Genomic DNA, 22,300 nt, shown 5'->3' on the forward strand with positions numbered 1-22,300 from the left:
CCTGTCAAGCATCCCCCCTCCGGAAGGGGGGCTTATCGCGTCTGCGGCTTTCTGATCGCCCTCGGCGCCTAACCGTAACGACGGGAAGCGCCTCTGTGGACAGCGTCCGAAAGCCTGGCCCCTAACGGCGCGAAACACCTGCTGTGGACACCGACCGGACGCCTGAGCTGTAGCGGCGCCAAACACTTGCTGTGGACAGCGGCGGGACGCCTGAGCTGTAGTGCGGCGAGGCGCCTGCTGTGGACAGCGGCCGGGGCCTGAGCCATAGCGGCGCGAAACACCGGCTGTGGGCAGCGGCCGAACGCCTGATCCGTAGCAACGCGAACACGTACTGGGGATAGTGGTCGGACGGGGGATCCGTAGCGGCGCTGCGCCTGCTGGGGATAGTGGTCGGAGGGGGGCCCGTAGCGGCGCTGCGCGCCTGCTGCGGGTAGCGGCTGGACGCCGCTACCCGTAGGTGTCGCGTGGGCCTCGGCTTCCGGTCACCCGCAAACCGCCTGTAGGACGCGGCGCGTTCTGCGGCCCCCTGACCTTGACCTTCGTGACCGTGCCGTCGCCGAGCTCCTCGTTGAGCCTGCGTACGAGGGTGCGCGCGAGCAGCCGGACCTGCGTCGCCCACGCCGTGGAGTCGGCCAGGACCAGCACCTCGCCGTCCTCGTACGACTCGGGTTTGGTGTGGGCGGCCAGGTCGGGGCCGACGATCTCGTGCCATCGCCCGAACACCGCGCCCACCGCCACCGGACGCTCCCAGCCGCGGTCGGCCAGGAGGTCGGCGATGGCGCGGCCGAACAGCTGGGGATCGCCGCTGTTGCGGCGGGCCGCGCCGCCCTTGCGCCGGGGCTCACGACGGGGGAGCTGCCCGCGCTTGGCGGCGTCCGCCTTGGCCTGGGCGAGCTTCTCCCGCGCCATCGCCGCGCCGCGCGCGGTCACATGCTGCGGCGCCATCCCTTCATCCACAGCCCCGCCCGTGCCCTGTCCCGGCGTACGGACGGCGGCTCCTTCCTGCTCCCGGGCACCTGACCCACCCTGTGGACGAGCCGCCGCGCCTCCGTGCGGGCCCTGCGGACCGCCCGGGGACGCGGCCGCCGGCGCGGTCTCCGCCCCCGGCTGTGGTGCGGCCTGTGGATAACCCGCGGGCCGCCCGGAGACGGAGTCGCGGAACGGCCCTCCAGGCGCACCGGAGCCGGAGAGGCGCGGGTCGTCAGCGGACACGGGTGACACTCCCCTCTGCGACGTCGAATCGGCTTCCCGACAACTCGCCGGGCACGTCGTCGGGCACGGCCGCGGTGATGAGCACCTGCTCGGCCGGCGCGACCATCTCGGCGAGCCGCCGCCTGCGCTGACTGTCGAGCTCGGCGAACACGTCGTCGAGGATCAGCACCGGATCGCCCCCGTCGGCCCGCAGCAGGTCGTACGCGGCCAGCCGGAGCGCCAGCGCGAACGACCAGGACTCGCCGTGGCTGGCGTAGCCCCGGGCGGGCAGGTCGCCGAGACCGAGGATCAGGTCGTCGCGGTGTGGGCCGACGAGGGTGACCCCGCGTTCGAGCTCCGACTGGCGGACCTCCAGTAGCCGCTCCCGCAGGCGGTCTTCAAGGGTTTTCCCCAAGTCTGTGGATAACGTCTGTGTATCGGAAGATCCCCGCTCACCGGGGATTTCTGCCTCCTGGCCACCCTCGTCGTTGTCCACACCTGTGGACAACGTGCTGCGGTAGGCCAGCGTCGCGGGAGCGCTCGACGGGGCGAGCGCGGCGTAAGAACCGGAGACCAGCGGACGCAGCGCCTCGACCAGCTCCAGCCGCCCGCGCAACAGCTCGGCACCGTGCCGCGCGAGATGGGCGTCCCAGACCTCCAGAGTGCTCAGGACGTCGCCGGCGCCCGCCGCGGCGAACCCGCTGTCCTTCTCCTGCCGACGGGGGCTCCTGGCGCCTCTGCGGGCCTGCGCGGCCGTACGCAGCAGCGCGCCGCGCTGCTTCAGCACCCGGTCGTAGTCGGCGCGGACACCCGCGAAGCGGGGTGTGCGGGCCACCAGCAGGTCGTCGAGGAAGCGGCGGCGCTCGGACGGGTCGCCCTTGGACAGCGCGAGGTCCTCGGGCGCGAACAGCACCGTGCGCAGCAGGCCGACGACGTCGCGGGCGCGGGGCACGGGCGAGCGGTTGAGCCGGGCGCGGTTGGCCCGCCCCGGGTTGATCTCCAGCTCGATCAGCGCCCGCCGGTCGTCCCTGTGGACGGCGCAGCGCACGATCGCCCGGGTGGCGCCCTGCCGCACCAGCGGCGCGTCACTGGCCACCCGGTGGCTGGAGTGCGTCGCCACGTAGCCGAGGGCCTCGACCAGGTTGGTCTTGCCCTGGCCGTTGGGCCCCACGAACGCCGTGACTCCCGGCTCCAGGCCGAGCTCCACGGACGCGTAGGACCGGAAGTCGGTCAGCGAGAGGTGGGCGACATGCACCCCACGAAGGTTAGTGCGCCCCGGCGGCCGCTGTGGGCACCGGCATGCGTTCCTGTGGAAAACCCTAGCGATCGGCCTCGCGAGGCGGCGTCACGTCGGCGCCAGGGGCGTCGGCGCCCTTGGCGTGGCTGCCCTCCGCGGCGGTGATCGCGTGGCCGCCGAACTGGTTGCGCAGCGCCGCGACCACCTTCATCGCCGGGGAGTCGTCCTGGCGCGAGGCGAACCTGGCGTAGAGCGCGGCGGTGATGACCGGCAGCGGGACAGCGTGGTCGACGGCCGCCTGGACCGTCCAGCGGCCTTCGCCGGAGTCCTGGGCGTAGCCGCGCAGCTGCTCGAGGTGCTCGTCGTCGTCGAGCGCGCGTACCAGCAGGTCGAGCAGCCACGAGCGGATGACGGTGCCGGTGCGCCAGCTGGCGAAGGAGCCCTTGACGTCCTTGACGATGTCGGAGGCCTCGAGCAGCTCCCAGCCCTCCGCGAACGCCTGCATCATGCCGTACTCGATGCCGTTGTGGACCATCTTCGCGAAGTGGCCGGCGCCGACGTCGCCCGCGTGGACGAAGCCGTCGCGGCCCTCGGGCTTGAGGGTCTCGAAGATCGGCATGAGGCGGTCGACGTCGGACTTGTCGCCGCCGCACATGAGGGCGTAGCCGTTCTGCAGGCCCCAGACGCCGCCGCTGACGCCGCAGTCGACGAAGCCGATGCCCTTCTGGGCCAGCTCGGCGGCGTGCTTCTGGTCGTCCGCGTAGTGCGAATTGCCGCCGTCGACGACGAGGTCGCCCTCGCTGAGCAGCTGGCCCAGGTCGTCGACGGTGGTCTGGGTGGGTTTGCCGGCGGGCACCATGACCCAGATCGCGCGCGGGGCCTGCAGGCGCTCGACGAGCTCCTTCAGGCTGCCGACGTCGCTGATCGCCGGATCGCGGTCGTAGCCGACCACCTCATGACCGCCACGGCGCAGCCGTTCGGCCATGTTGCCGCCCATCTTGCCCAGTCCGATCATGCCGATCTGCATGTGTCCAACCCCCTTGTCAAGGTTCCATCATCTCTGATGACAGGCTCAGCCTGACAGGCGGATGGGCATGATCAGGTAACGGTAGTCGGTGACGCCCCCGTCGTCCACAGGCTTGCCGCCGGTGAGGATGGCGGGCTTCGTCGAAGTGGTCATCTGCAGCCGCGCGACGTCGGAGTCGATGGCCCCGAGGCCCTCCAGCAGGAACTGGTGGTTGAAGGCGATGTTCATCTCCTCGCCCTCGTAGTCCACAGGCAGTGCCTCGACGGCCTGCGCCTCGTCGCCGCTGCCGGCCTCCAGCACGACCTCGCCGCTCCTGAACGCCAGCCGTACGGGAGTGTTGCGCTCGGCGACCAGGGCCACGCGCTTGACCGCCTCCACGAACGGGCCTGTGGACAGGTCGGCGCGGGCGGAGAACTCCGTCGGCAGCAGCGAGCGGTACTTCGGGAACTCGGGGTCGAGCAGCCGCGTCGTCGTCCGCCGCCCGTTGCTGGAGAAGCCGATCATGCCCTCACCCTTGCCGCCGGCGGAGCTGAGCGCGATCTCCACCTCGGCGCCGCTCGTGCCGAGCGCCTTGGCCGTGTCGGCGAGGGTCTTGCCCGGGATCATCGCGATCGCCGAGAAGTCGGGCTGCCCCGGCTGCCACTTCAGCTCGCGTACGGCCAGCCGGTAGCGGTCGGTCGCGGCGAGGGTGACCGTGTCGCCCTCGATCTCCATGCGCACGCCCGTGAGCATCGGCAGCGTGTCGTCGCGTCCGGCGGCGACGGCGACCTGCGCCACGGCCGAGGCGAACACGTCGCTGCCCACCCGGCCGGCGGCCGGCGGCATCGCCGGGAGCGAGGGGTAGTCCTCCACAGGCATGGTGAGGAGTGTGAATCGCGCGCTGCCACAGGTGACGACCGCCTTGGCGCCGTCCACCACGAAGTCCACAGGCTGTGCGGGAAGCGCGCGCGTGATCTCGGCGAGCAGCTTGCCCGAGACCAGGACGACTCCCGGCTCACCGGTGTGGAGCTCGAGGGTGACCTCGGCGGAGACCTCGTAGTCGAAGCCCGAGAGTTTGAGCTGCTGCTCCTCGGTCACCTCCAGGCGCATGCCGGCCAGCACGGGCACAGACGGACGCGCCGGGAGGCTGCGCGCCGTCCATGCCACCGCCTCAGCGAGGACGTCTCGCTCGATTCGGAACATCACGGTGATCAGCCTCCTGGTTCGTCGTTGATTCCAAGGAGTCCACTCTCCCGCACTCGCGCTCCGGGAGGGGCCCCTCTATGAGTCTTTGAGTTTCTTAGTTAGAGAGATAAGAGGTCATCACACTAGGGGCTGTGGAAACTGGGGACAACTGGTGTCCTCGCTGGTCAGCGGGCGTTTCTTCATCCACCGACGGTGTGGGTGGAGCCTGGGGAGAACTCGCGCGCCTGGGGATGGAGATTCGTTGCCCACAGGCCGTCCCCAGATCTTGGTGCCTTCATCCACGGGCAACCGGCAGTTATCCACGAGGTTTCCACAGCTTATCCACGGGGTAAATCGGACACCCTTGGAGCCCCAGATCGGCTGTTCACAGGCCGTCCACAGGTCATCCACACTTTTCCCCGAGTAGTCCCCAGGTTCTCCCCAGGATGTCCCCACTGTTGTCCCCAGCCTATGTGGACCGATTTTTCCTGGCATTGCCGGGCATTCCGCAGGCACGATTTTGCGTTTCCGCTGGTCCACAGTGTTTTCCACAGGCTGTGTACGACGTCACGAGCCGCGCTGCGTCTGCTTGATCCGCATTGTCAGCTCGTTGACCTGGTTGTACATCGACCGCCGCTCCGCGATCAGCGACCGGATCTTCCGCTCGGCGTGCATCACAGTGGTGTGGTCGCGCCCGCCGAACTGCTGGCCGATCTTCGGCAGCGACAGCTCGGTCAGCTCGCGCGCCAGGTACATGGCGATCTGCCGGGCGTTGACGAGCGCCCGGCTGCGCGAGGTGCCGCACAGGTCGTCGATGCTGATGCCGAAGTAGTTGGCCGTCTCGGTCATGATCGCCGCGATGGTGATCTCGGTGTCGGACTCCGAGGTGATCAGGTCCTTCAGCACCACCTCGGCGAGCTGCAGGTCGACGCCCTGCCGGTTGAGGCTGGCGAACGCGGTCACCCTGATCAGCGCGCCTTCGAGCTCGCGGATGTTGGTGGAGATGCGGCTGGCGATGTACTCGAGCACCTCGGGCGGCGCCGCCAGGCCCTCCTGGATGGCCTTCTTCCTGAGGATGGCGATCCGGGTCTCCAGCTCCGGCGGCTGGACGTCGGTGATCAGGCCCCATTCGAACCGGTTGCGCAGCCGGTCCTCCAGCGTGATCAGCTGCTTCGGCGCCCGGTCGCTGGAGATGACGATCTGCTTGTTGGCGTTGTGGAGCGTGTTGAAGGTGTGGAAGAACTCCTCCTGCGTCTGCTCCTTGCCCTCCAGGAACTGGATGTCGTCCACGAGCAGGATGTCGATCGCCCGGTAGCGGCCGCGGAACCCGTCGGCCTTGTGGTCGCGGATGCTGTTGATGAAGTCGTTGGTGAACTCCTCCGAGCTCACGTACCTCACCCGCGCGCCGTCGTACAGGCTTTGGGCGTAATGCCCGATCGCGTGCAGGAGGTGCGTCTTCCCCAGCCCCGAATCGCCGTAGATGAACAGCGGGTTGTACGCCTTCGCCGGCGACTCGGCGACCGCGACGGCCGCCGCGTGGGCGAACCGGTTGCTGGCGCCGATGACGAAGGTCTCGAACGTGTACTTCTGGTTGAGCCGAGCCGGTTCGCTGGGCTTGCTGCTCTTCGCCTCCCACCGGTTCGGCGCCGGCTCGGGCGTCTTCTCCACTGGCGGTGTGTACGGCTGCGCCTGTTCAAAAGAGAAGCTCTGCTGTGGATATTCGGTGGATACCTGAGGCTGCTCCGGCTGCGGCGAGTAGTACTGGGGCGGCTCGGAAGCGGGGTTGTGCTGCGGCTGCGCGGCCTGTGAATAACGCAGCTGACTCTCCACACCCTGGGGATAACTGTGAGTCACAGGCTGTTGATGACTGTCGCCCGGCGACTGCTCGGGCGCCGTGGTGTCGATCATCACGGCCAGCCGCATGGTCCGGCCGAGCTCCTGAGACAGAGCGTGCACCACGAGCGAGCGCAGCTTGCCCTCGATGAGGTCCTTGACGAAGTCGTTCGGGACGCCGAGCACGATCGTGTCGTTGGCCAGGGCGATGGGGCGCACCATCGCCAGCCACGTGCGCTGCTGTATCGGCACGTTCTCGTTGAGGAAGTTACCCAGGGCCCTCGCCCATACCGTGCCGAGGTCGACACCGTTCACGGTGTGGATCCCCCTCCTCGATCTCGCGGCCCCCCGCGTTGGTCTGTCCACATGACACGGCCGCCCACATGGATGAGCGGCCTGTTCGTCCACACGTGGTGGCCGGGCGTCGAGCCGCGGCCCTCCACAGGTGATCCACAGGCTGTCCACAGGCTCTGAGCGGCCCAGAAGGGCTGACAGTAGCGATGTGCACAGCTGTGTTCAAGATGTTGTCCACAGCCTAGTGGCACCGGAGTGCACATACTGTGGACGTGTGGCCGGCGGTGGAAAAGCGGCCTGTGGATTGGTGGATAACCGCGCTGGTTTGACCTGAGCGGTCCTTGCCCCGTAACGTACGACGGTCGGCTTGTCACGCGACGGCTATTTCGCGTGCCCTCGCTTTTCTGGCAGGCCATCCATGTGTATTAAGCGTCCTTGTGGCGCACCTTCGAGCCTGGAGCCCACCCGTGAGCAAGCGTACTTTCCAGCCGAACAACCGTCGCCGCGCGAAGACCCACGGCTTCCGGCTGCGGATGCGCACCCGGGCCGGTCGCGCCATCCTCGCCGCTCGCCGCCGCAAGGGCCGCGAGAAGCTGTCGGCCTGATCGTCCCGCGCCCGATAGTCGGCCCGCCGGTGGTTCTCACCGGCGGGCGATAGGCATATACGGTGCTGTCCCGGCAATCCCGCATGCGACGCGGGGAGGAGTTCGAGAAGGCGATCAAGCGCGGGCGACGCGCCGGTCGCCCCACCCTGGTGGTGCATTTCGCGGTATCAGGGGAAGATCCGCCTCTGGTGGGATTCGTGGTGAGCAAGGCCGTCGGCGACGCGGTGACCCGGAACAAGGTCAAACGGCGGCTCCGACACCTGATGCGGGACCGTCTCCACAGGCTTCCGAGAGGTAGCCTGCTTGTGGTACGCGCCAATCCACCGGCCGCGTCCGCGCGATTCGAGCACCTGGCCGCCGAGCTCGATTCCGCACTGGATCGTTTGCTCAGGCGGCGCGAGTCCTCGACGGGTGGACACAGATGACGGAGCAGCCGCAAGACGTGGCGCCGAGCGTTGCCGCTCGGGTGCTCATCGTCCCCATCCGGTTCTACCGGGCGTTCATCAGTCCGCTGCTCGGCCCGCGCTGCCGCTTCTACCCGTCGTGCAGTGCGTACGGGCTCGAGGCGATCGCCGTACACGGTGCATTGCGCGGCATCTGGTTGACTGTCCGGCGCATCGGGCGGTGCCACCCATTCCATCCCGGAGGTATTGACCCGGTGCCCCCACGCCCGGTCCGGTCCCACGAAACGCAAGGGAGATAGCTCGGTGGAGCTGTCCTGGCTGAGCTGGCTGTACCAAGCCGTAGCCCACGTCATCATCTGGATCCATTCTGCATACAGCACGGTCCTCGACCCGGACAGCGGTCTGACCTGGGCGTTGACGATCATCACGCTGACCGTGCTGATGAGGGTCCTGATCTTCCCGCTCTTCCTCAAGCAGATGCGCTCGTCGCGGAAGATGCAGGAACTCGCCCCCAAGGTTCAGGAACTGCGCAAGCGCTACAAGAACGACAAGCAGCGCATGAACCAGGAGGTCATGGCGCTCTACCAAGGAGCGGGCGCCAACCCGCTCGGCGGCTGTCTTCCTGTGGTCGCCCAGTTCCCCATCTTCATCTCCATGTTCACCGTGCTCCACAACATGGCCGACGGCCATGCGAAGTACGGCATGACGCAGGAGCTCGTCGACAGCGCCCGTAAGGCGCACATCTTCGGCGCGCCGCTGCCGGCGAACTTCTGGATGTCGTCGGAGCAGATCATCAGCTTCAGCGCGAACCCCGTCACGACCAAGGTGGTCCTGGCGATCTTCGTGGCGGTCAGCTCCCTGACCACGTTCCTCACCGTCCGGCAGAGCGTCACCCGCTCGATTCAGCAGATGCCGGACAACCCCATGGCGCAGCAGCAGAAGATCCTGATGTACATCTCGCCGCTGTTCGCCTTCTTCAGCCTGAACTTCCCGCTCGGCCTGATCATGTACTGGGTCACCACCAACGTGTGGACGCTCGGTCAGCAGCACTGGTTCTACAGCCGGCACCCCATGCCGCAGTACGACGCCAAGGGCAACGTCATCCCGGTCCAGCCGAAGCCTGGCCTGATCGCGAAGCTCCGCAAGACCCAGCCGGAAGAGCAGGCTCCCCCGCCGCCTCCGGAGCCTAAGATCATTAGGCAGCAGCCGAGCCGGCAGTCCCGTAGCAAGCGCACCGGCAGCAAGAAGTCGTGAACACGAAGGAGAGGCCGGCCATGACCGAGGCCGAGCAGGAGAAGGCTCCTGATCTCAATGCGCTGGAGCAGGAAGGCGAGATCGCTGCCGACTACGTCGAGGGCCTTCTCGACATCGCCGACATCGACGGCGACATCGACATGGACGTCGAGGGCGACCGGGCCATGGTCTCCGTCGTGGGGCTGAAGGGCACAGAGCTGGTCGGGCCTGGGGGAGAGGTCCTGGAGGCCCTGCAGGAGCTGACCCGGCTGGCCGTGCACCGCCAGACCGGCGAGCGTTCGAGGCTCATGCTCGATGTGGCCGGCTACCGCGAGCGGCGCCGTGCCGAGCTCAGCAAGCTCGGCACCGAGATCGCCAACCAGGTCAAGGAACGCGGCGAGCCCAAGTCGCTGCAGCCGATGACGCCGTTCGAGCGGAAGATCGTCCACGACGCGGTGGCGGCCGCCGGGCTCCGCAGCGAGTCCGAGGGGGAGGAGCCCCACCGCTACGTGGTGGTTCTGCCCGCCTGAGGCGCTTCACGCCGTCTGATCCGGCCGTCCGCCCGCCGTTGCGCGTGGTGGACGGCCGTTTCGCATTTTGTGCGCCTTACCGCCGTATGTGGCTTCTTAGGTGGACGTGGGGTGGCGTGGGGTAACGATGCCGCGCGACAGCGCGCTCACCGGCCGTCTTCACCCTGGCCCGCTAGTCTTCCCTTGTGATCTCACCCGTAGCCTTGGGTGAGGACCCGATCCCCTTCCACCCCATCCACTCCGATCAGGGCCATCAGTCCCAGAAAGGGCCAGCCGACCAGTGAGCGAAGAGCTTCCGGAGCCGCCGGACATTGCGCGGGACGTCTTCACCGGGGAGGCCTGGGAGCGTGCGAACGCGTTCGCCGGGCTGCTCGCGGGTCCCGGTGTCGTCCGTGGGCTGCTGGGCCCGCGGGAGGTGCCGCGGATCTGGGATCGCCACCTGCTCAACTGCGCGGTCGTGGCCGAGATCGTGCCGCCCGACGTACGACTGGTGGACATCGGGTCCGGCGCCGGCCTGCCCGGGCTGGTGCTGGCGATCGTCAGGCCGGATATCACGGTCACGCTGCTGGAACCGCTGCTGAGGCGTACCGTCTTTCTGGAGGAGAGTGTCGAGGCGCTCAAGCTCGGCAACGTCGAGGTGCTGCGTGGGCGGGCGGAGGAGCTCGCGGGCAAACGTGAGTTCGACGTCGCCAGCGCTCGTGCGGTGGCACCGCTCGACCGCCTCCTCGCATGGGCGATGCCGCTGCTGCGCGAGGGCGGCGAGCTCATCGCGATGAAGGGCGAACGGGCGGCCGAAGAGCTCGCCGAGGCGGAGACCGAGCTACGCGCCAGCGGGGCGCGAACGGCTGAGCTTGTCACCGTCGGGCGCGGTAAGGTCGAGCCGCCTGCAACATTGGTTCGGGTGGTAGCGGGTCGCCCGCCGGAGCGCGCAGCGAGGCGGCGACGAAGGAGGTGACGGTTGTGCCAGTCACATCAAGTGGTCTTGGCTGGCCGGAAAGCCGTCCGTCTGAGAGTCCAACCGGGGTTGGCTGGCCCGAAATGGGCGTGTCGCGACAGCGAATTCCCGGCACCGGCACACCACTGGTTGAAAGGATGGCCATCGTGACCCAGACCCCCCTGAACCCCGGTGATTCGCCGTTGGTACGAGAGGCGCTCAGCTCAGTGGTTTCACGTGAAACATCTGCAACCCCGATGGCAGCTCAGCCCGGCGAGACCTCTGGTGATGGCGACGCCCTCTGGCCGCGCCCGTCCAAGACCCGCGTGATCGCGGTGGCGAACCAGAAGGGTGGCGTGGGCAAGACCACCACCTCGGTCAACATTGCCGCCGCACTGTCGATGCACGGGCAGCGTGTTCTCGTGGTCGACCTCGACCCGCAGGGCAACGCCTCCACCGCGTTGGCCACGGAGCACCGAGGCGATGTCCCCGACGTGTACCAGGTGCTGGTGGACGATCTTCCCATGGCGGACATCGTCAAGCAGGTCCCCGACATGCCCAACCTCTACTGCGCACCCGCCACCATCGACCTCGCCGGCGCGGAGATCGAGCTGGTCTCCCTGGTGGCGCGAGAGGCGCGGCTGCGGCGGGCGCTGGCGGCGTACGACGCGATGGAGTTCGACTACATCGTGATCGACTGCCCGCCGTCGCTGGGCCTGCTGACGGTCAACGCGCTCGTCGCCGCGGAGGAGGTCATGATCCCCATCCAGTGTGAGTACTACGCGCTGGAGGGCCTCGGGCAACTCCTGCGGAACGTCGACCTGATCCGCGCCCACCTCAACCCGACCCTGCGCCTGTCCACCATCGTCCTGACCATGTACGACGGCCGCACCCGGCTGGCGTCGCAGGTGGCGGACGAGGTACGGTCGCACTTCGGCGACACGGTGCTCAAGACGGTCATCCCGCGCAGCGTCCGGCTGTCGGAGGCGCCCAGCTACGGGCAGTCGGTGATGACGTACGACCCTGGCTCCAGCGGAGCGATGGCGTACATGGACGCCGCCCGCGAGATCGCCCACCGCGCCACTGTCTCCTGACCGGGTCCGGGCCCACGCCGTCGTGGTGGACGGCCGGGCGTCGTCCACCATGCCTCGCGGATTTGTGGCATGTCGGTGTGAATCCAGCGGGACGGTGTGTGGCGAGCGGGCACTCCGCCGGGTCCACAACGGTAACCTCTCCTGGAGTGACCGGAATCGACCGGGTGGACGAGGAGACGCAGTGAGTCAGCAGCGGCGGGGATTGGGCAAGGGGCTCGGGGCGCTCATCCCGACCGGTCCCATCGTTGACGGCCCCGGGGGGACGTCGGCCCCGGCGAACGGGTCAGCGGGGGAGACGGGTCCCAAGCCGATTGCCGGAGCGTACTTCAAAGAGGTGCCGCTGGCCGCCATCGTGCCCAACCCGCGTCAGCCGCGTGAGGTCTTCGACGAAGACCGGCTGGAGGACCTGGCGGCGTCCATCCGGGAGGTCGGCCTGCTGCAGCCGATCGTCGTCCGGCCGGTGGGCGGCGGCGAGTACGAGCTGATCATGGGGGAGCGGCGCTGGCGGGCCTGCAAGCAGGTCGGCCTGGACCCCGTTCCCGCGATCGTCCGCAACACGCAGGACAACGAGCTCCTGCGGGACGCGCTCATCGAGAACCTTCAGCGTGAGCAGCTCAACCCGTTGGAAGAGGCGGCGGCGTACCGGCAACTGCTGGACGACTTCCAGGCCACGCATGATCAGCTGGCCAAGAAGGTCGGTCGCTCCCGTTCGCACATCACCAACACGCTGCGGCTGCTCAACCTGCCCCCGGAAGTCCAGTTGCCCGTTGCGGCCGGCACCATCAGCGCGGGCCACGCGCGCGCTCTGCTCGGTCTCGACAGCGCCGAGGAGCAGATCCAGCTCGCCAAGCGGATCGTCGCGGAGCTGCTGACCGTACGGGCGGTGGAGGAGATCGTCTCCATGGGGAGTGCCAAGGCGGCGACGAAGCCCGTGCGCGAGCGGCAGTCCCCCAAGCCGATCGATCCCGGCCTGACCCATCTCGCCGACCGCCTCTCGGACCACTTCGAGACCAAGGTGAAGGTGGACCTGGGACGGCGCAAGGGCCGCATCGTGGTGGAGTTCGCCACGATCGACGACCTGGAGCGCATCATCGGCACCATGGCCCCGGACGCGGCCCGAGTGATGCGCGAGGTCGAGAACTGACGCTGTTTCACGTGAAACACCGTGGGAAGCCCGAGCTTGATCGTCCTTTCAGGCGCCTCGCCCACTCACCGTTGGCGCGATAAGAGCGGCGGCTACGACATCGACGTCTCACGGTGGACGCTCTTCGAGCGGTAACGCCTGCTGTCCCACGGCACGCCCCCGCCTCCCGGGGGACAGCACCCATCAGGCTCCCGCCCTAGCCTCGCCGAACCGCCAGCCCTTCTCCGGGCGCATCGCATCACCCCTCCGTCTGCTCCCAGTCACCCACGCCAGGCGTACCCGCATCCAGAAACTGGGCGCCGCCCCCGGACCTCAGCACTGCGCCGCGAAACCGAACCTGGGCAGCCACACCCGCGCCGCCTGAACAGAATCGCCTTGCTGCCGCACCCGTGCCACCTGACAGAATCGCCTTCCCGCCACACCGACGCCGCGCCGCATTGTGACCCGCACGCCGAGATCCCGGCGCCTCGTGATCACATTCCGCCAGGCCTCGTATTAGCTCCGCCCGGCGCCGGCGCGGGCCGCCATCCAGGCCGGGGGTTCGGGCCGCAGGCCCACGGCGGTGACGCGCTCGTCGGTCGCGAACAGCTCGCAGACGGCGGTGCCGATGCCGCCGGCCTCGCCGGCGACCAGGATGTGGTGGGTCACGTCAGCTCCTTCCCCCGGGTCCCGGTCTCGTCGGCGTAGAGGGCCACACCGACGAGCGCGGCGGCGGCCACGTACAGCTACGTATGAGTGGCGAACGCTGCGGCACGCTAAATTCGCACGAGTGTTGGGCGCGACTGGTCGACGCATCGTGTGCGCCGGGGGAGCACCAGCATCGGGTCGCCTGACGACAGCTGCGTGCGGCGATATTTGTGTCGCGAGATCGTGTGGGCTGGCCTGAGGCACACTCATGCCGCAGAGGTGTGTCCGACTCGCCTGGTCGAACGCATTGCGCACACCCCATCCTGGGAGCGCCCGAGGATCCTGTGGTACCGGTGGCCCGTGGGCGCTCCGTACCGCACGTGGTGACAGGCGGCGCTGGGAGCACCGTCACGTCCTCGAAGGGCGTCGGGGGATGAGCGTGTCACATGAGTCCGCGGCCTGGCGCGATGGCGATGGTGGTAGATAGAGCGCGCCGCGCTGCACCTGTGTCGCGCTGCACTTGTGTCGCGCTGCACTTGTGTCGCGCTACGCCTGTGTCCCACGTAAAAGTGGCGACGCCTGCCTACGTCTAGAAGCACGCCGGGACCGTCGGCTCGCGGTGGCTGGGGGAGAAGGTGCTCTACTTGCATGCGGACGCCGAACCTGGCATATGGGGTCACGTGACTCACCCAGTGCACCGCGCTGCTGTGCGCGCCTACTGCCCAGCGATCCTAGGGCGCCGGGTTGTGCCGCCTACACCCGCATTCGTATGAGCCGTCGACGCCGCAGCGTACTCGTCGGCGGCACACGTAAGCCGCAGGATCATGCCGAGCTGGATGGGACGTCGGCTTTTGGGGTTCTTGCCTCGCATGCCTACGCTGGCCCCTACGCCTTGTCCGGCTACTCACACTTCGGCGGTCTGGGCTCTTTCCGCGCTCATTCGCGATTCGACGCGATTGGGCCTCCGTTGCTTTGGGTTGAGGTCGTCGATGGGTGGTCTTTGGTGATGTGTCGTGTGCGCCTGGGTGATCGGTGGTCGCGAGCGGAAATGGCGCTGTCGCCGTTCACGCTGCGCGGGGATCGGGGCGGGCCGGCTATGAGCGTGACGCAGAGGTAAGAGGTTGTGTGTCGCTGCAATGAAGGGGAAGCGGGATAGGCAATGAGTGGGCGGCTTCGGCGGGGCGGAAAGCAAGGCACTGACATCGCCCTCAGGGCGTCGCTTTGTTTCACGTGAAACCAGGTGTAGTTGGGACGGTGGCTGGGGTTGCCGTAGGGCTGCGCGACCGCAGGTGCGCTGTGAGTGGTCGTTGGACGGAGGTCTCATGTCGGGCGCCGCAGGCTTCTGGTTGTAGAGGGTCGCCACCATCGTTAGCTGAATACGTCAGCGGTCTGGCTCACACTGCACAAGTCCTTGCCGCCGTCCACGGCTTGCTGTCCCAGTCTCTGTTTCACGTGAAACACAGTCGGCGGTGTCAGCCACTTGCGCGCCTATCCGTGATGCGACGCGATTGACCTCCGCTGCTCTGGGTTGAGGACGTCGATGGGTCGCCCTTCGTGATGCGTCCTGCGCGCCTGGGCGATCGGCGGTAGTGAGAGGAACGGCGCTGTCGCCGTTCCCGCCGCGTTGAGATCGCGCCTGTTCGGCAGTGAGCGTGAGGCGGAGGTGGGCGGGTGGTTGTGCTACGCAGCGAGCGTCATCGAGATTGGGATAAGGGATAGGGGATTGGGGAGCGGCTTTGTCATCTGTCATCGGGGGAGGCAATGAGCGCTGACACAACGCTGAGGCGTCGCCCTGTTTCACGTGGAACAAGGGCGTGGTTGAGACGGTGATCCGGAGTTGCCGTAGAGCCGCGCGACCGCGAAGTGCCTGCACGGTGGTCGTTGAAGGCGGCTTTGGTGTACGCGCCCAGCTGACCGGCGCCCGGGAACGGCGCAGAGGTCGGAAGGTACGGCTGAAGTCGTGTGGGCACCCCGAAGGTCGGGGTCACCCCGAAAGTCAGGGCGTCACGAAGGTCGGGTCGTCACGAAGGTCGGGTCGTCACGAAGGTCGGGTCGTCACGAAGGTCGGGTCGTCACGAAGGTCGGGTCGTCACGAAGGTCGGGGCGGCCACGAAGGTGCGGATCCCTAGCCGGCTGGTCGGGGAGTGGCTCAAGGGTTGCTTCGCGCGCTGTCTGGGACTGTCGATGGACTGAGTGACGACGCGGACTGTCGACGGACTGCCGACCGTCTCGTGGCGGGCTGTTGCGAGCATAGTGAGGTGATCCCGTTGGATGGGACATCGAGATCAGGGGATCCTCCCCACCGGAGGATGTCCCTTTTGGAGAGCATGGGGAAGAAGCCGCGTCCCCGCTGCCCGTTCACGCCGAAGTTCAAGGCCGGGATCGTCGGGCTGTGCCGGCGCGGTGACCGCTCCGTCGGTCCGCAAGCCAAGGACTTCGACCTGACCCAGACTGTGGTACGGCAGTGGATCCGTCAGGCCGAGGTCGATGCCATCCAACGGGATGGGCTTGCCAGCAGCGAGAGCCAGGAGCTGGAGGCATGGCGGCAGGCGAACCGGCGGCTGCGCGTGGCAGTGGACATCCTCAAGCGAGCGCCGACCTTCTTCACCCAGGAGACCCGGTGAGCGCGGATCCGTTCATCAAGGCGAAGAAGCAAGCCGGCCGCAACGTCAACCGGACGTGCGAGCTGCCGGCAGTCTCCCGTGCCGTCTTCTACGCACGCCGCAGCTTCGTGTCCGGCCCCGCGATGCGTGACACCGACGAGTGCGCTGCGGCGTCGCCGGCTCATACGAAGGCACAGACGGAACAACCCGGCGACCCAGGACCGCTGGGCGGTAAGTGCGCACAGCGGTGCGCGGGGGTGCGTCACGTGACCGCATGTGCCTGGTGCGGCGTCCTCACGGCACCCTAGGCGCTCGTCTCGGACCCCGTCGGCGCGGTGGTGCGGGATGCACGCGTTGCCGTCGAGCAGGCGTTGGTTGTGGTGCTGGGCGGTCTTGTCGCTGGCACCGCCATGGACGAGCCTACGAGCGAGTGCCCAGCCCCGCCGAAGACCGGCGACTCAAGTCCGCCGGTGTTCAGCGCCGCTGCGTCTCGGCGCGACCGACTCTGCGCCGGCCAGGACGCGCGGCGACCGGTCGCGCCGGCCACGCCTCCCGGTTCGAGTGACGTGGCGGGGTGGTGGCCGCGGTGTGGACGAGTGGTGGGGTCAGGCGGCGGTGGACTGGTGGAGGTCTTTGAGGAAGTCGTCCACCTGCTCAGGGGTCGTGTCGAAGGCGGTCATCCAGCGGACTGTGCCGGCCGGCTCGTCCCAGTAGTGGAACAGGTAACGCCGGCGGAGGGTTTCGGTGGCGGAGTGGGGGAGGGTGGCGAAGACGGCGTTGCCCTCCACCGGGTACGCCAGCGAGACACCCGGGATGTCGGCCAGGCCGTCGGCCAGTCGCTTGGCCATCTCGTTCGCGTGGCCCGCGTTCCGGCGCCAGAGGTCGTCCGTGAGGAGGGCGGACAGCTGCGCCGAGATGAACCGCATCTTCGAGGCGAGCTGGAGCGACTGGCGCCGCAGGAAGGGTACGGCGTGGGCGAGCGAATCGTCGACGACCACCACGGCCTCGGCCGCCAGAGCGCCGTTCTTCGTGCCGCCGAAGCTGAACACGTCCACACCGGCGTCCGTCGTGATGGCCTTCAGGTCGCAGCGGAGGAACGCGGCGGCGTTGGCCAGCCGGGCGCCGTCCACGTGGAGCCGGAGGCCGTTCTGGTGGGCGGTGTCGGCGAGGGCGGCGATCTCGTCGGGGGTGTAGCAGGTGCCGAGTTCGGTGACCTGGGAGATGGAGACGACCGTCGGCTGCGACTCGTGCGGGTTGCCGATGCCGCCGAGGCGCGAGGTGATGTCGGCGGGGCGGAGCTTGCCGTCCTCGGTGGGGACGGTCATGAGCTTCACGCCCAGCAGACGCTCCGACGCGCCCGCCTCGTGGGTGGCGATGTGGGCGCTGCCGGTGCAGATGACGGCGTCGTAGCGGCCGAGCATCAGGGCGAGACCGACCAGGTTGGCGCCCGCACCGTTGAGCACGGGGAAGGCCTGCGCGGCCGAGCCGAACACCTCCCTGGCCCGCTCCTCGAACGCCGCCGTCCAGGTGTCGTCGCCGTACGCGGGCGCGTCCCCCTGGTTGGCGGCGGCGATGGCGTCGAGGACGGCCGGATGCACGCCGGCGTGGTTGTCGCTGGCGAAACTCTTGGGGTACATCGAATCGATCAGCACAGGCCAAGGCTACTCAGCCGGTTTCCGCCGTCATGCGACCGGTCAGCGGTTGGTGGCGTTCTGCAGGAGGCTACGGCACAGCTCGCCCAGGTCCCGCCCGGCGGCTTCGGCGGACATCGGCAGCAGCGACGTCTCCGTCATGCCGGGTGCCACGTTGACCTCCAGGAAGTGCGGCACGCCGTCCGCGTCCACGATCAGGTCCGTACGGGAGACGTCACGCAGCCCCAGCGCGGTGTGAGCGGTCACGGCGGCCTCGGCGCAGGCGGCGGCCGCGGCGGGCGTGAGGCGAGCGGGGGCGAAGAACTCGGTGCGGCCGGCCGTGTAACGGGCCGCGTAGTCGTAGACCCCCTCGTCGGGCACGATCTCCACCGCGGGCAGCGCCTCCGGCCCGTTGCCGAGGTCGACGACGGAAACGGAGACCTCGACGCCTTCGACGTACCGCTCGATCAGGGCCGTGTCGCCGTACGCGAAGCAGCCGACCATCGCGGCGGGCAGCTCCTCGGCCGTACGGACGAAGGAGGCGCCGAGGGCGGACCCGCCACGGGCGGGCTTGACGAACAGCGGCAGCCCGAGCCGCTCGACGATGCGGCCGAGCACGGCCGTGGCGCCGAGGTCGTGGAACGTCTCCTTGGGCAGGGTGACGGACTCGGGGGTGTGCAGGCCGACCGAGCGTATGACGACCTTGGCGGTGGGCTTGTCGAAGGCCACCCGGCACGCGTCGGGACCGGCGCCGACGTACGGGACGTCGAGGAGCTCCAGCACCGAGCGGATCGCGCCGTCCTCGCCCGCTCCGCCGTGGAGCGTGACGAAGACGGCGTCGGGCGGGTCGGCGAGGATCGACGGGACGAGGGACGCGTCGGTGTCGCGGGTCTCCACGTCGACGCCCGCCGCGCGCAGCACCTCACTGACTCGGCGACCCGAGCGCAGAGAGACCTCCCGCTCGTAGGAGAGGCCTCCGGCCAGCACCAGCACGTGGCCCAGATCGCTCATCACTTCTCCTCCGCTGATCCCACCGCTGTCCAACGGTACCGGCGTGGGGGGCGAATGCTGCACGGGAGGTGCTTTCTCCGGCGATCCCATCCCATCTCGGCCGTTCCACGAGGGGATTTCTTGGTGTTGGGCAGAACGAGGGGGCCGGTTCGTCAAGACCCGGCCCCCTCGGAAATGGTCGCGTCAGGCGAGGTCGGGGCCTGGCGTGTCGACGCCCTGGCGGTCGATCGCCGACGCCGTGCCGAACGTGTCGCGCAACTGCATCTCCTGCTCGATCACACTCGCGAGCCGGCGTACGCCTTCTCGGATGCGGTCGGGCTCGGGGTAGCAGAACGACAGCCGCATGTGCCGGGCCCCGCTGCCGTCGGAGAAGAACCCCGTCCCCGGGACGAACGCCACCCGCTCGGCCACGGCCCGCGGCAGGATGGCCTTGGAGTCGAGCCCTTCGGGCAGCGTCGCCCAGACGAAGAAGCCGCCCGCGGGACGTGTCCACGTGACCTCGGGCGGCATCAGCGCGTCGAGCGCTTCGAGAAGCGCGTCGCGGCGCTCCCGGTAGAGCTCCCTGAACGATTTGATCTGCTCGCGCCACGGTTGCGTGGCGAGATACTGGCCGACGGCCAGCTGGGTGAACGAGGAGTGGGACAGCACGGCCGACTCCATGGCGAGGACGAGCTTGTCGCGGATGGCGTGCGGCGCGAGCGCCCACCCGACGCGGAACCCGGGCGCGAGGGTCTTCGAGAACGACCCCAGATAGACCACGCCGTCGGGATTGTCCGCGCGCAGGGCCCGCATGGGCTCTCCGTCGAACCCGAGCAGTCCGTACGGATTGTCTTCGATGATGAGGATCCCGGCCCGCTGGCAGATGTCGAGCACCTGCTGGCGCCGCGCGATGTTGAGCGTGACGCCGGCGGGGTTGTGGAAGTTCGGGATCGTGTAGAGGAACTTGATGGGCGCGCCGGCGGTCTCCAGCGCGTAGATGGTCTGAGCCAGCGACTCTGGCACGATGCCCTGGTCGTCCATGGCGATGTGAACGACTTTCGCCTGGTACGCAGAGAACGTCCCCAAGGCCCCCACGTAGGAGGGCCCCTCCGCGAGGACGACGTCACCCGGGTCGATGAAGATCCGGGTGATGAGGTCGAGTGCCTGCTGCGACCCGACGGTGACGACCACGTCGTTCGCCCCGGCGTTGATCCCCTCCAGTCTCATGACCTCGCAGATCTGCTCGCGCAGGTGCGGATCGCCCTGCCCTGAGCCGTACTGCAGCGCCACCGGGCCACGCCTGGTGACGAGGTCGGAGACCAGCTCGCCGACCATGTCGAGGGGAAGCGCCGTGACGTACGGCATGCCGCCGGCGAGCGAGACCACCTCTGGCCTCGACGCGACGGCGAACAGAGCTCGAATCTCGGAGGCGACCATCCCGGCGGCTCGCGCCGCGTACCGATCGACGTAGGCGTCGATGCGCGACCCTTGGGTCGCGGGTGTCTGACCGTGATCCAGCTCTTCCGTCACGGCCCACCTCCTAGGTGTCATATCGGGCGGAAATACCAGATTACGCCAGTCCGGCATGTCCCCCGTGACCGGGCACGACCGTCGTGGTGTCCGCTGGCTGCATCTTCACTGAGCTACGATGCCAGTTGTGGACGCGGTTTTCGCGCGCTTTTCCGGGTCAACGATAGGGGCGGTAGTTGTCGCGCCGACTGGTCAACATAACCCTGGACAATCTTGAAGATCTCCCGCGGCGCTGCCGGCGGTGCGTGTTCTGGGAGCTCGACCCCGTCAACAGCGAGCGTGCGACGGAGTCGGGTGATCCGGGGTTGGAGAAGGAAGCCTGGATCTCCGCCACGCTGCTGGAGTGGGGGAGCTGCGGGAAGATTGTCTATGTCGATGGGGTCCCGGCCGGGTTCGTCGTCTACAGCCCGCCGCTGTACACCCCGCGTTCGCTGGCGTTTCCCACGTCGCCGGTGAGCGCCGACGCGGTGTTGTTGATGACGGCCCACATCATTCCCGAGTTCTCCGGCGGCGGGCTGGGGCGCATGCTGATCCAAGGCGTGGCCAAAGACTTGACCAGGCGCGGAGTCAAGGCGATTGAAGCTTTCGGAGATCTGAAGTGGGAAGAGCCGAGTTGCATAGTACCGGCGGAATACTTGCTTTCTGTGGGGTTTAAAACTGTTCGGCCGCATTTGAGATTTCCGCGGTTGCGGCTTGAACTCAAGAACGCCGTCTCGTGGCGTGAGGACGTCGAGGTGGCCTTGGAGCGCCTCCTCGGCTCCATGACCCCGGAGCGGGCTCTCCGACCCGTCTGACGGTCCCTCAGGCCCGTAGGCATGCGAAAGCCCCCCGCGATCGAGTCGCGAGGGGCCGGCGAAGCGCTCCACGAGCGGGTCGGCCGGGGGCAGGGCCGTTCCAGTGCTGCTCCCGGCCGACGGCCGCGGGGGCCATCCGTGAGACGTGCTAGATGATGCCCTCGAGCTCGCGCAGCAGCATGGCCTTCGGCTTGGCGCCGATGATCTGCTTCACGACCTCGCCACCCTTGTAGACGTTCATCGTGGGGATCTGGAGCACACCGTACTGGCGCGGAACCTCAGGGTTCTCGTCGATGTTGAGCTTGACGATCTCGAGCTTGTCGCCGTGCTCCTTGGCGATCTCCTCCAGGATCGGGGAGACCTGGCGGCACGGGCCGCACCACTCGGCCCAGAAGTCGACCAGGACGGGCTTGTCGTTCTTGAGTACCTCGGAATCGAACGTGGCGTCGGTGACAGCCTTCACGGTGTGCTCCTTACTTCTCGTTGTTGGCCAGCCAGCGCTCAGAGTCGAGCGAGGCAGCACAGCCGGTGCCGGCCGCGGTGATGGCCTGGCGGTAGGTGTGGTCGACGACGTCGCCCGCGGCGAACACGCCTTCGATGTTGGTCTCCGTGCTCGGCGAGGCCACCTTGATGTAGCCGTTCTCGTCGAGGTCGATCTGACCCTTGACCAGCTCCGTGCGGGGGTCGTGGCCGATCGCGACGAACAGCGCGTCGGTCGCCAGCTCACACTCCTCGCCGGTCTTGAGGTTGCGCAGCTTCACGGCCTCGACCCTGGTGTCACCGAGCACGTCGGCGACCTCGGAGTCCCAGACGAAGCGGATCTTCTCGTTGGCGAACGCGCGGTCCTGCATGATCTTGCTGGCCCGCAGCGTGTCACGACGGTGGACCACGGTCACCATGCGCCCGAACCGGGTCAGGAACATGGCCTCCTCCATCGCGGTGTCGCCGCCGCCGACGACCACGATGTCCTTGTTGCGGAAGAAGAAGCCGTCACAGGTCGCGCACCACGACACGCCGCGGCCGGACAGCCGCTTCTCGCCCTGCACGCCGAGCTCGCGGTAGCCGGAGCCCATGGCCAGGATCACCGACTTGGCGTAGTAGGTGTCGGTGTGGGTCTTGACGACCTTCGGCTCGGCGTTCAGGTCGACCTCGACCACGTCGTCGGCGACCAGCTCGGCGCCGAACCGCTCGGCCTGCTTGCGCAGGTTGTCCATCAGGTCGGGGCCCATGATGCCGTCGGGGAAACCCGGGAAGTTCTCCACGTCGGTGGTGTTCATCAGCGCGCCGCCGGCCGTGACGGAGCCCTCGAAGACCAGTGGTTTAAGCTCGGCGCGTGCGGAGTAGACGGCCGCCGTGTAGCCCGCCGGGCCGGACCCAATGATGATCACGTTACGAACGTCGCTCAACGCCCCACGCCTTCCTCGTCTGCTGTTGC

At 68.2% G+C, this 22,300-nt stretch carries 21 protein-coding genes; 10 read left to right on the plus strand and 11 right to left on the minus strand.

From position 1 onward, the window contains the following. Positions 1–447: 447 nt before the first annotated feature. From ACIBP6_RS30800 to dnaA, 5 genes are all read right to left on the minus strand, one after another. Complete coding sequence (locus ACIBP6_RS30800) at positions 448–945, minus strand: DUF721 domain-containing protein (protein ID WP_397057368.1); 498 nt, start codon at positions 943–945, stop codon at positions 448–450. A gap of 256 nt (positions 946–1,201) precedes the next feature. Continuing rightward, positions 1,202–2,446, minus strand: a complete 1,245-nt coding sequence (gene recF, locus ACIBP6_RS30805) for a DNA replication/repair protein RecF (RefSeq protein WP_397057369.1) — start codon at positions 2,444–2,446, stop codon at positions 1,202–1,204. A gap of 64 nt (positions 2,447–2,510) precedes the next feature. Continuing rightward, on the minus strand, positions 2,511–3,455 hold the full coding sequence (gene gnd / locus ACIBP6_RS30810) for a phosphogluconate dehydrogenase (NAD(+)-dependent, decarboxylating) (protein WP_397057370.1): 945 nt from the start codon (positions 3,453–3,455) through the stop codon (positions 2,511–2,513). A 45-nt stretch (positions 3,456–3,500) separates the two neighbouring features. Continuing rightward, positions 3,501–4,640 carry a DNA polymerase III subunit beta gene (dnaN, locus tag ACIBP6_RS30815; protein ID WP_132612958.1) on the minus strand — a complete coding sequence of 380 codons (1,140 nt, stop codon included), beginning with the start codon at positions 4,638–4,640 and terminating at the stop codon, positions 3,501–3,503. A gap of 546 nt (positions 4,641–5,186) precedes the next feature. Continuing rightward, entirely contained in the window at positions 5,187–6,728 is a 1,542-nt protein-coding gene (gene dnaA / locus ACIBP6_RS30820; RefSeq protein ID WP_449595612.1) for a chromosomal replication initiator protein DnaA, read from the minus strand. A 485-nt stretch (positions 6,729–7,213) separates the two neighbouring features. Here dnaA and rpmH point away from each other — a divergent pair, with 485 nt between their 5' ends. The 8 genes from rpmH (at position 7,214) to ACIBP6_RS30860 (ending at position 12,690) form a co-directional block, all read left to right on the plus strand. Beyond that, positions 7,214–7,351, plus strand: coding sequence for a 50S ribosomal protein L34 (rpmH, locus tag ACIBP6_RS30825; protein WP_043614899.1), 138 nt, complete (start codon positions 7,214–7,216; stop codon positions 7,349–7,351). A gap of 62 nt (positions 7,352–7,413) precedes the next feature. Further along, positions 7,414–7,776 carry a ribonuclease P protein component gene (rnpA, locus tag ACIBP6_RS30830; protein ID WP_132612954.1) on the plus strand — a complete coding sequence of 121 codons (363 nt, stop codon included), beginning with the start codon at positions 7,414–7,416 and terminating at the stop codon, positions 7,774–7,776. Beyond that, complete coding sequence (gene yidD, locus ACIBP6_RS30835) at positions 7,773–8,054, plus strand: membrane protein insertion efficiency factor YidD (RefSeq protein WP_132612952.1); 282 nt, start codon at positions 7,773–7,775, stop codon at positions 8,052–8,054. The genes rnpA and yidD overlap by 4 nt, the downstream gene beginning before the upstream one ends. 4 nt (positions 8,055–8,058) lie before the next feature. After that, complete coding sequence (gene yidC / locus ACIBP6_RS30840) at positions 8,059–9,009, plus strand: membrane protein insertase YidC (protein WP_132612950.1); 951 nt, start codon at positions 8,059–8,061, stop codon at positions 9,007–9,009. Between the two features lie 20 nt (positions 9,010–9,029). Further along, positions 9,030–9,518 (plus strand): protein jag, encoded by a 489-nt coding sequence (locus ACIBP6_RS30845; RefSeq protein WP_397057937.1) that lies wholly within the window; start codon positions 9,030–9,032, stop codon positions 9,516–9,518. Positions 9,519–9,798: 280 nt separating this feature from the next. Next, the gene (gene rsmG / locus ACIBP6_RS30850; protein WP_397057372.1) at positions 9,799–10,473 is read left to right on the plus strand and encodes a 16S rRNA (guanine(527)-N(7))-methyltransferase RsmG; all 675 of its coding nucleotides are present in this window, start codon (positions 9,799–9,801) and stop codon (positions 10,471–10,473) included. A gap of 236 nt (positions 10,474–10,709) precedes the next feature. Next, complete coding sequence (locus ACIBP6_RS30855; RefSeq protein WP_397057373.1) at positions 10,710–11,546, plus strand: ParA family protein; 837 nt, start codon at positions 10,710–10,712, stop codon at positions 11,544–11,546. Between the two features lie 181 nt (positions 11,547–11,727). Continuing rightward, positions 11,728–12,690, plus strand: coding sequence for a ParB/RepB/Spo0J family partition protein (locus tag ACIBP6_RS30860; protein WP_397057374.1), 963 nt, complete (start codon positions 11,728–11,730; stop codon positions 12,688–12,690). 495 nt (positions 12,691–13,185) lie between these two features. Here ACIBP6_RS30860 and ACIBP6_RS30865 read toward each other — a convergent pair whose 3' ends face one another. Beyond that, positions 13,186–13,338 (minus strand): hypothetical protein, encoded by a 153-nt coding sequence (locus tag ACIBP6_RS30865; RefSeq protein WP_397057375.1) that lies wholly within the window; start codon positions 13,336–13,338, stop codon positions 13,186–13,188. Between the two features lie 2,306 nt (positions 13,339–15,644). Between ACIBP6_RS30865 and ACIBP6_RS30870 the strand changes: the two genes are divergently transcribed. Beyond that, positions 15,645–15,941 (plus strand): transposase, encoded by a 297-nt coding sequence (locus ACIBP6_RS30870; protein ID WP_397057376.1) that lies wholly within the window; start codon positions 15,645–15,647, stop codon positions 15,939–15,941. A 584-nt stretch (positions 15,942–16,525) separates the two neighbouring features. Here the strand turns inward: ACIBP6_RS30870 and ACIBP6_RS30875 are convergent. From ACIBP6_RS30875 to ACIBP6_RS30885, 3 genes are all read right to left on the minus strand, one after another. Further along, the gene (locus ACIBP6_RS30875; RefSeq protein ID WP_397057377.1) at positions 16,526–17,572 is read right to left on the minus strand and encodes a threonine aldolase family protein; all 1,047 of its coding nucleotides are present in this window, start codon (positions 17,570–17,572) and stop codon (positions 16,526–16,528) included. A 42-nt stretch (positions 17,573–17,614) separates the two neighbouring features. After that, the gene (locus ACIBP6_RS30880; RefSeq protein WP_397057378.1) at positions 17,615–18,562 is read right to left on the minus strand and encodes a D-alanine--D-alanine ligase; all 948 of its coding nucleotides are present in this window, start codon (positions 18,560–18,562) and stop codon (positions 17,615–17,617) included. 183 nt (positions 18,563–18,745) lie between these two features. Beyond that, positions 18,746–20,071: a PLP-dependent aminotransferase family protein gene (locus tag ACIBP6_RS30885; protein ID WP_397057379.1), complete on the minus strand. Its 1,326-nt coding sequence runs from the start codon at positions 20,069–20,071 to the stop codon at positions 18,746–18,748. 176 nt (positions 20,072–20,247) lie between these two features. On the opposite strand from ACIBP6_RS30885, the gene ACIBP6_RS30890 reads away from it, so the two are divergent. Then, positions 20,248–20,865, plus strand: coding sequence for a GNAT family N-acetyltransferase (locus tag ACIBP6_RS30890; protein WP_397057380.1), 618 nt, complete (start codon positions 20,248–20,250; stop codon positions 20,863–20,865). A 148-nt stretch (positions 20,866–21,013) separates the two neighbouring features. On the opposite strand, the gene trxA is transcribed toward ACIBP6_RS30890, so the two are convergent. Together trxA and trxB are read right to left on the minus strand one after the other, a co-directional pair. Next, the gene (trxA, locus tag ACIBP6_RS30895) at positions 21,014–21,328 is read right to left on the minus strand and encodes a thioredoxin (protein WP_132612930.1); all 315 of its coding nucleotides are present in this window, start codon (positions 21,326–21,328) and stop codon (positions 21,014–21,016) included. 10 nt (positions 21,329–21,338) lie between these two features. Beyond that, entirely contained in the window at positions 21,339–22,271 is a 933-nt protein-coding gene (gene trxB / locus ACIBP6_RS30900; RefSeq protein ID WP_397057381.1) for a thioredoxin-disulfide reductase, read from the minus strand. Positions 22,272–22,300 lie beyond the last annotated feature (29 nt).

The organism is Nonomuraea terrae, assembly GCF_044465245.1.
GTDB lineage: Bacteria > Actinomycetota > Actinomycetes > Streptosporangiales > Streptosporangiaceae > Nonomuraea > Nonomuraea terrae.

Excerpts from the sequence above, each read along its gene's own strand:
- ACIBP6_RS30800 (WP_397057368.1), bottom strand. The coding sequence starts at position 945 with ATGGCGCCGCAGCATGTGACCGCGCGCGGCGCGGCGATGGCGCGGGAG.
- gnd (WP_397057370.1), bottom strand. The coding sequence starts at position 3,455 with ATGCAGATCGGCATGATCGGACTGGGCAAGATGGGCGGCAACATGGCC.
- yidD (WP_132612952.1), top strand. The coding sequence starts at position 7,773 with ATGACGGAGCAGCCGCAAGACGTGGCGCCGAGCGTTGCCGCTCGGGTG.
- ACIBP6_RS30845 (WP_397057937.1), top strand. The coding sequence starts at position 9,030 with ATGACCGAGGCCGAGCAGGAGAAGGCTCCTGATCTCAATGCGCTGGAG.
- ACIBP6_RS30855 (WP_397057373.1), top strand. The coding sequence starts at position 10,710 with ATGGCAGCTCAGCCCGGCGAGACCTCTGGTGATGGCGACGCCCTCTGG.
- ACIBP6_RS30870 (WP_397057376.1), top strand. The coding sequence starts at position 15,645 with ATGGGGAAGAAGCCGCGTCCCCGCTGCCCGTTCACGCCGAAGTTCAAG.
- ACIBP6_RS30880 (WP_397057378.1), bottom strand. The coding sequence starts at position 18,562 with ATGAGCGATCTGGGCCACGTGCTGGTGCTGGCCGGAGGCCTCTCCTAC.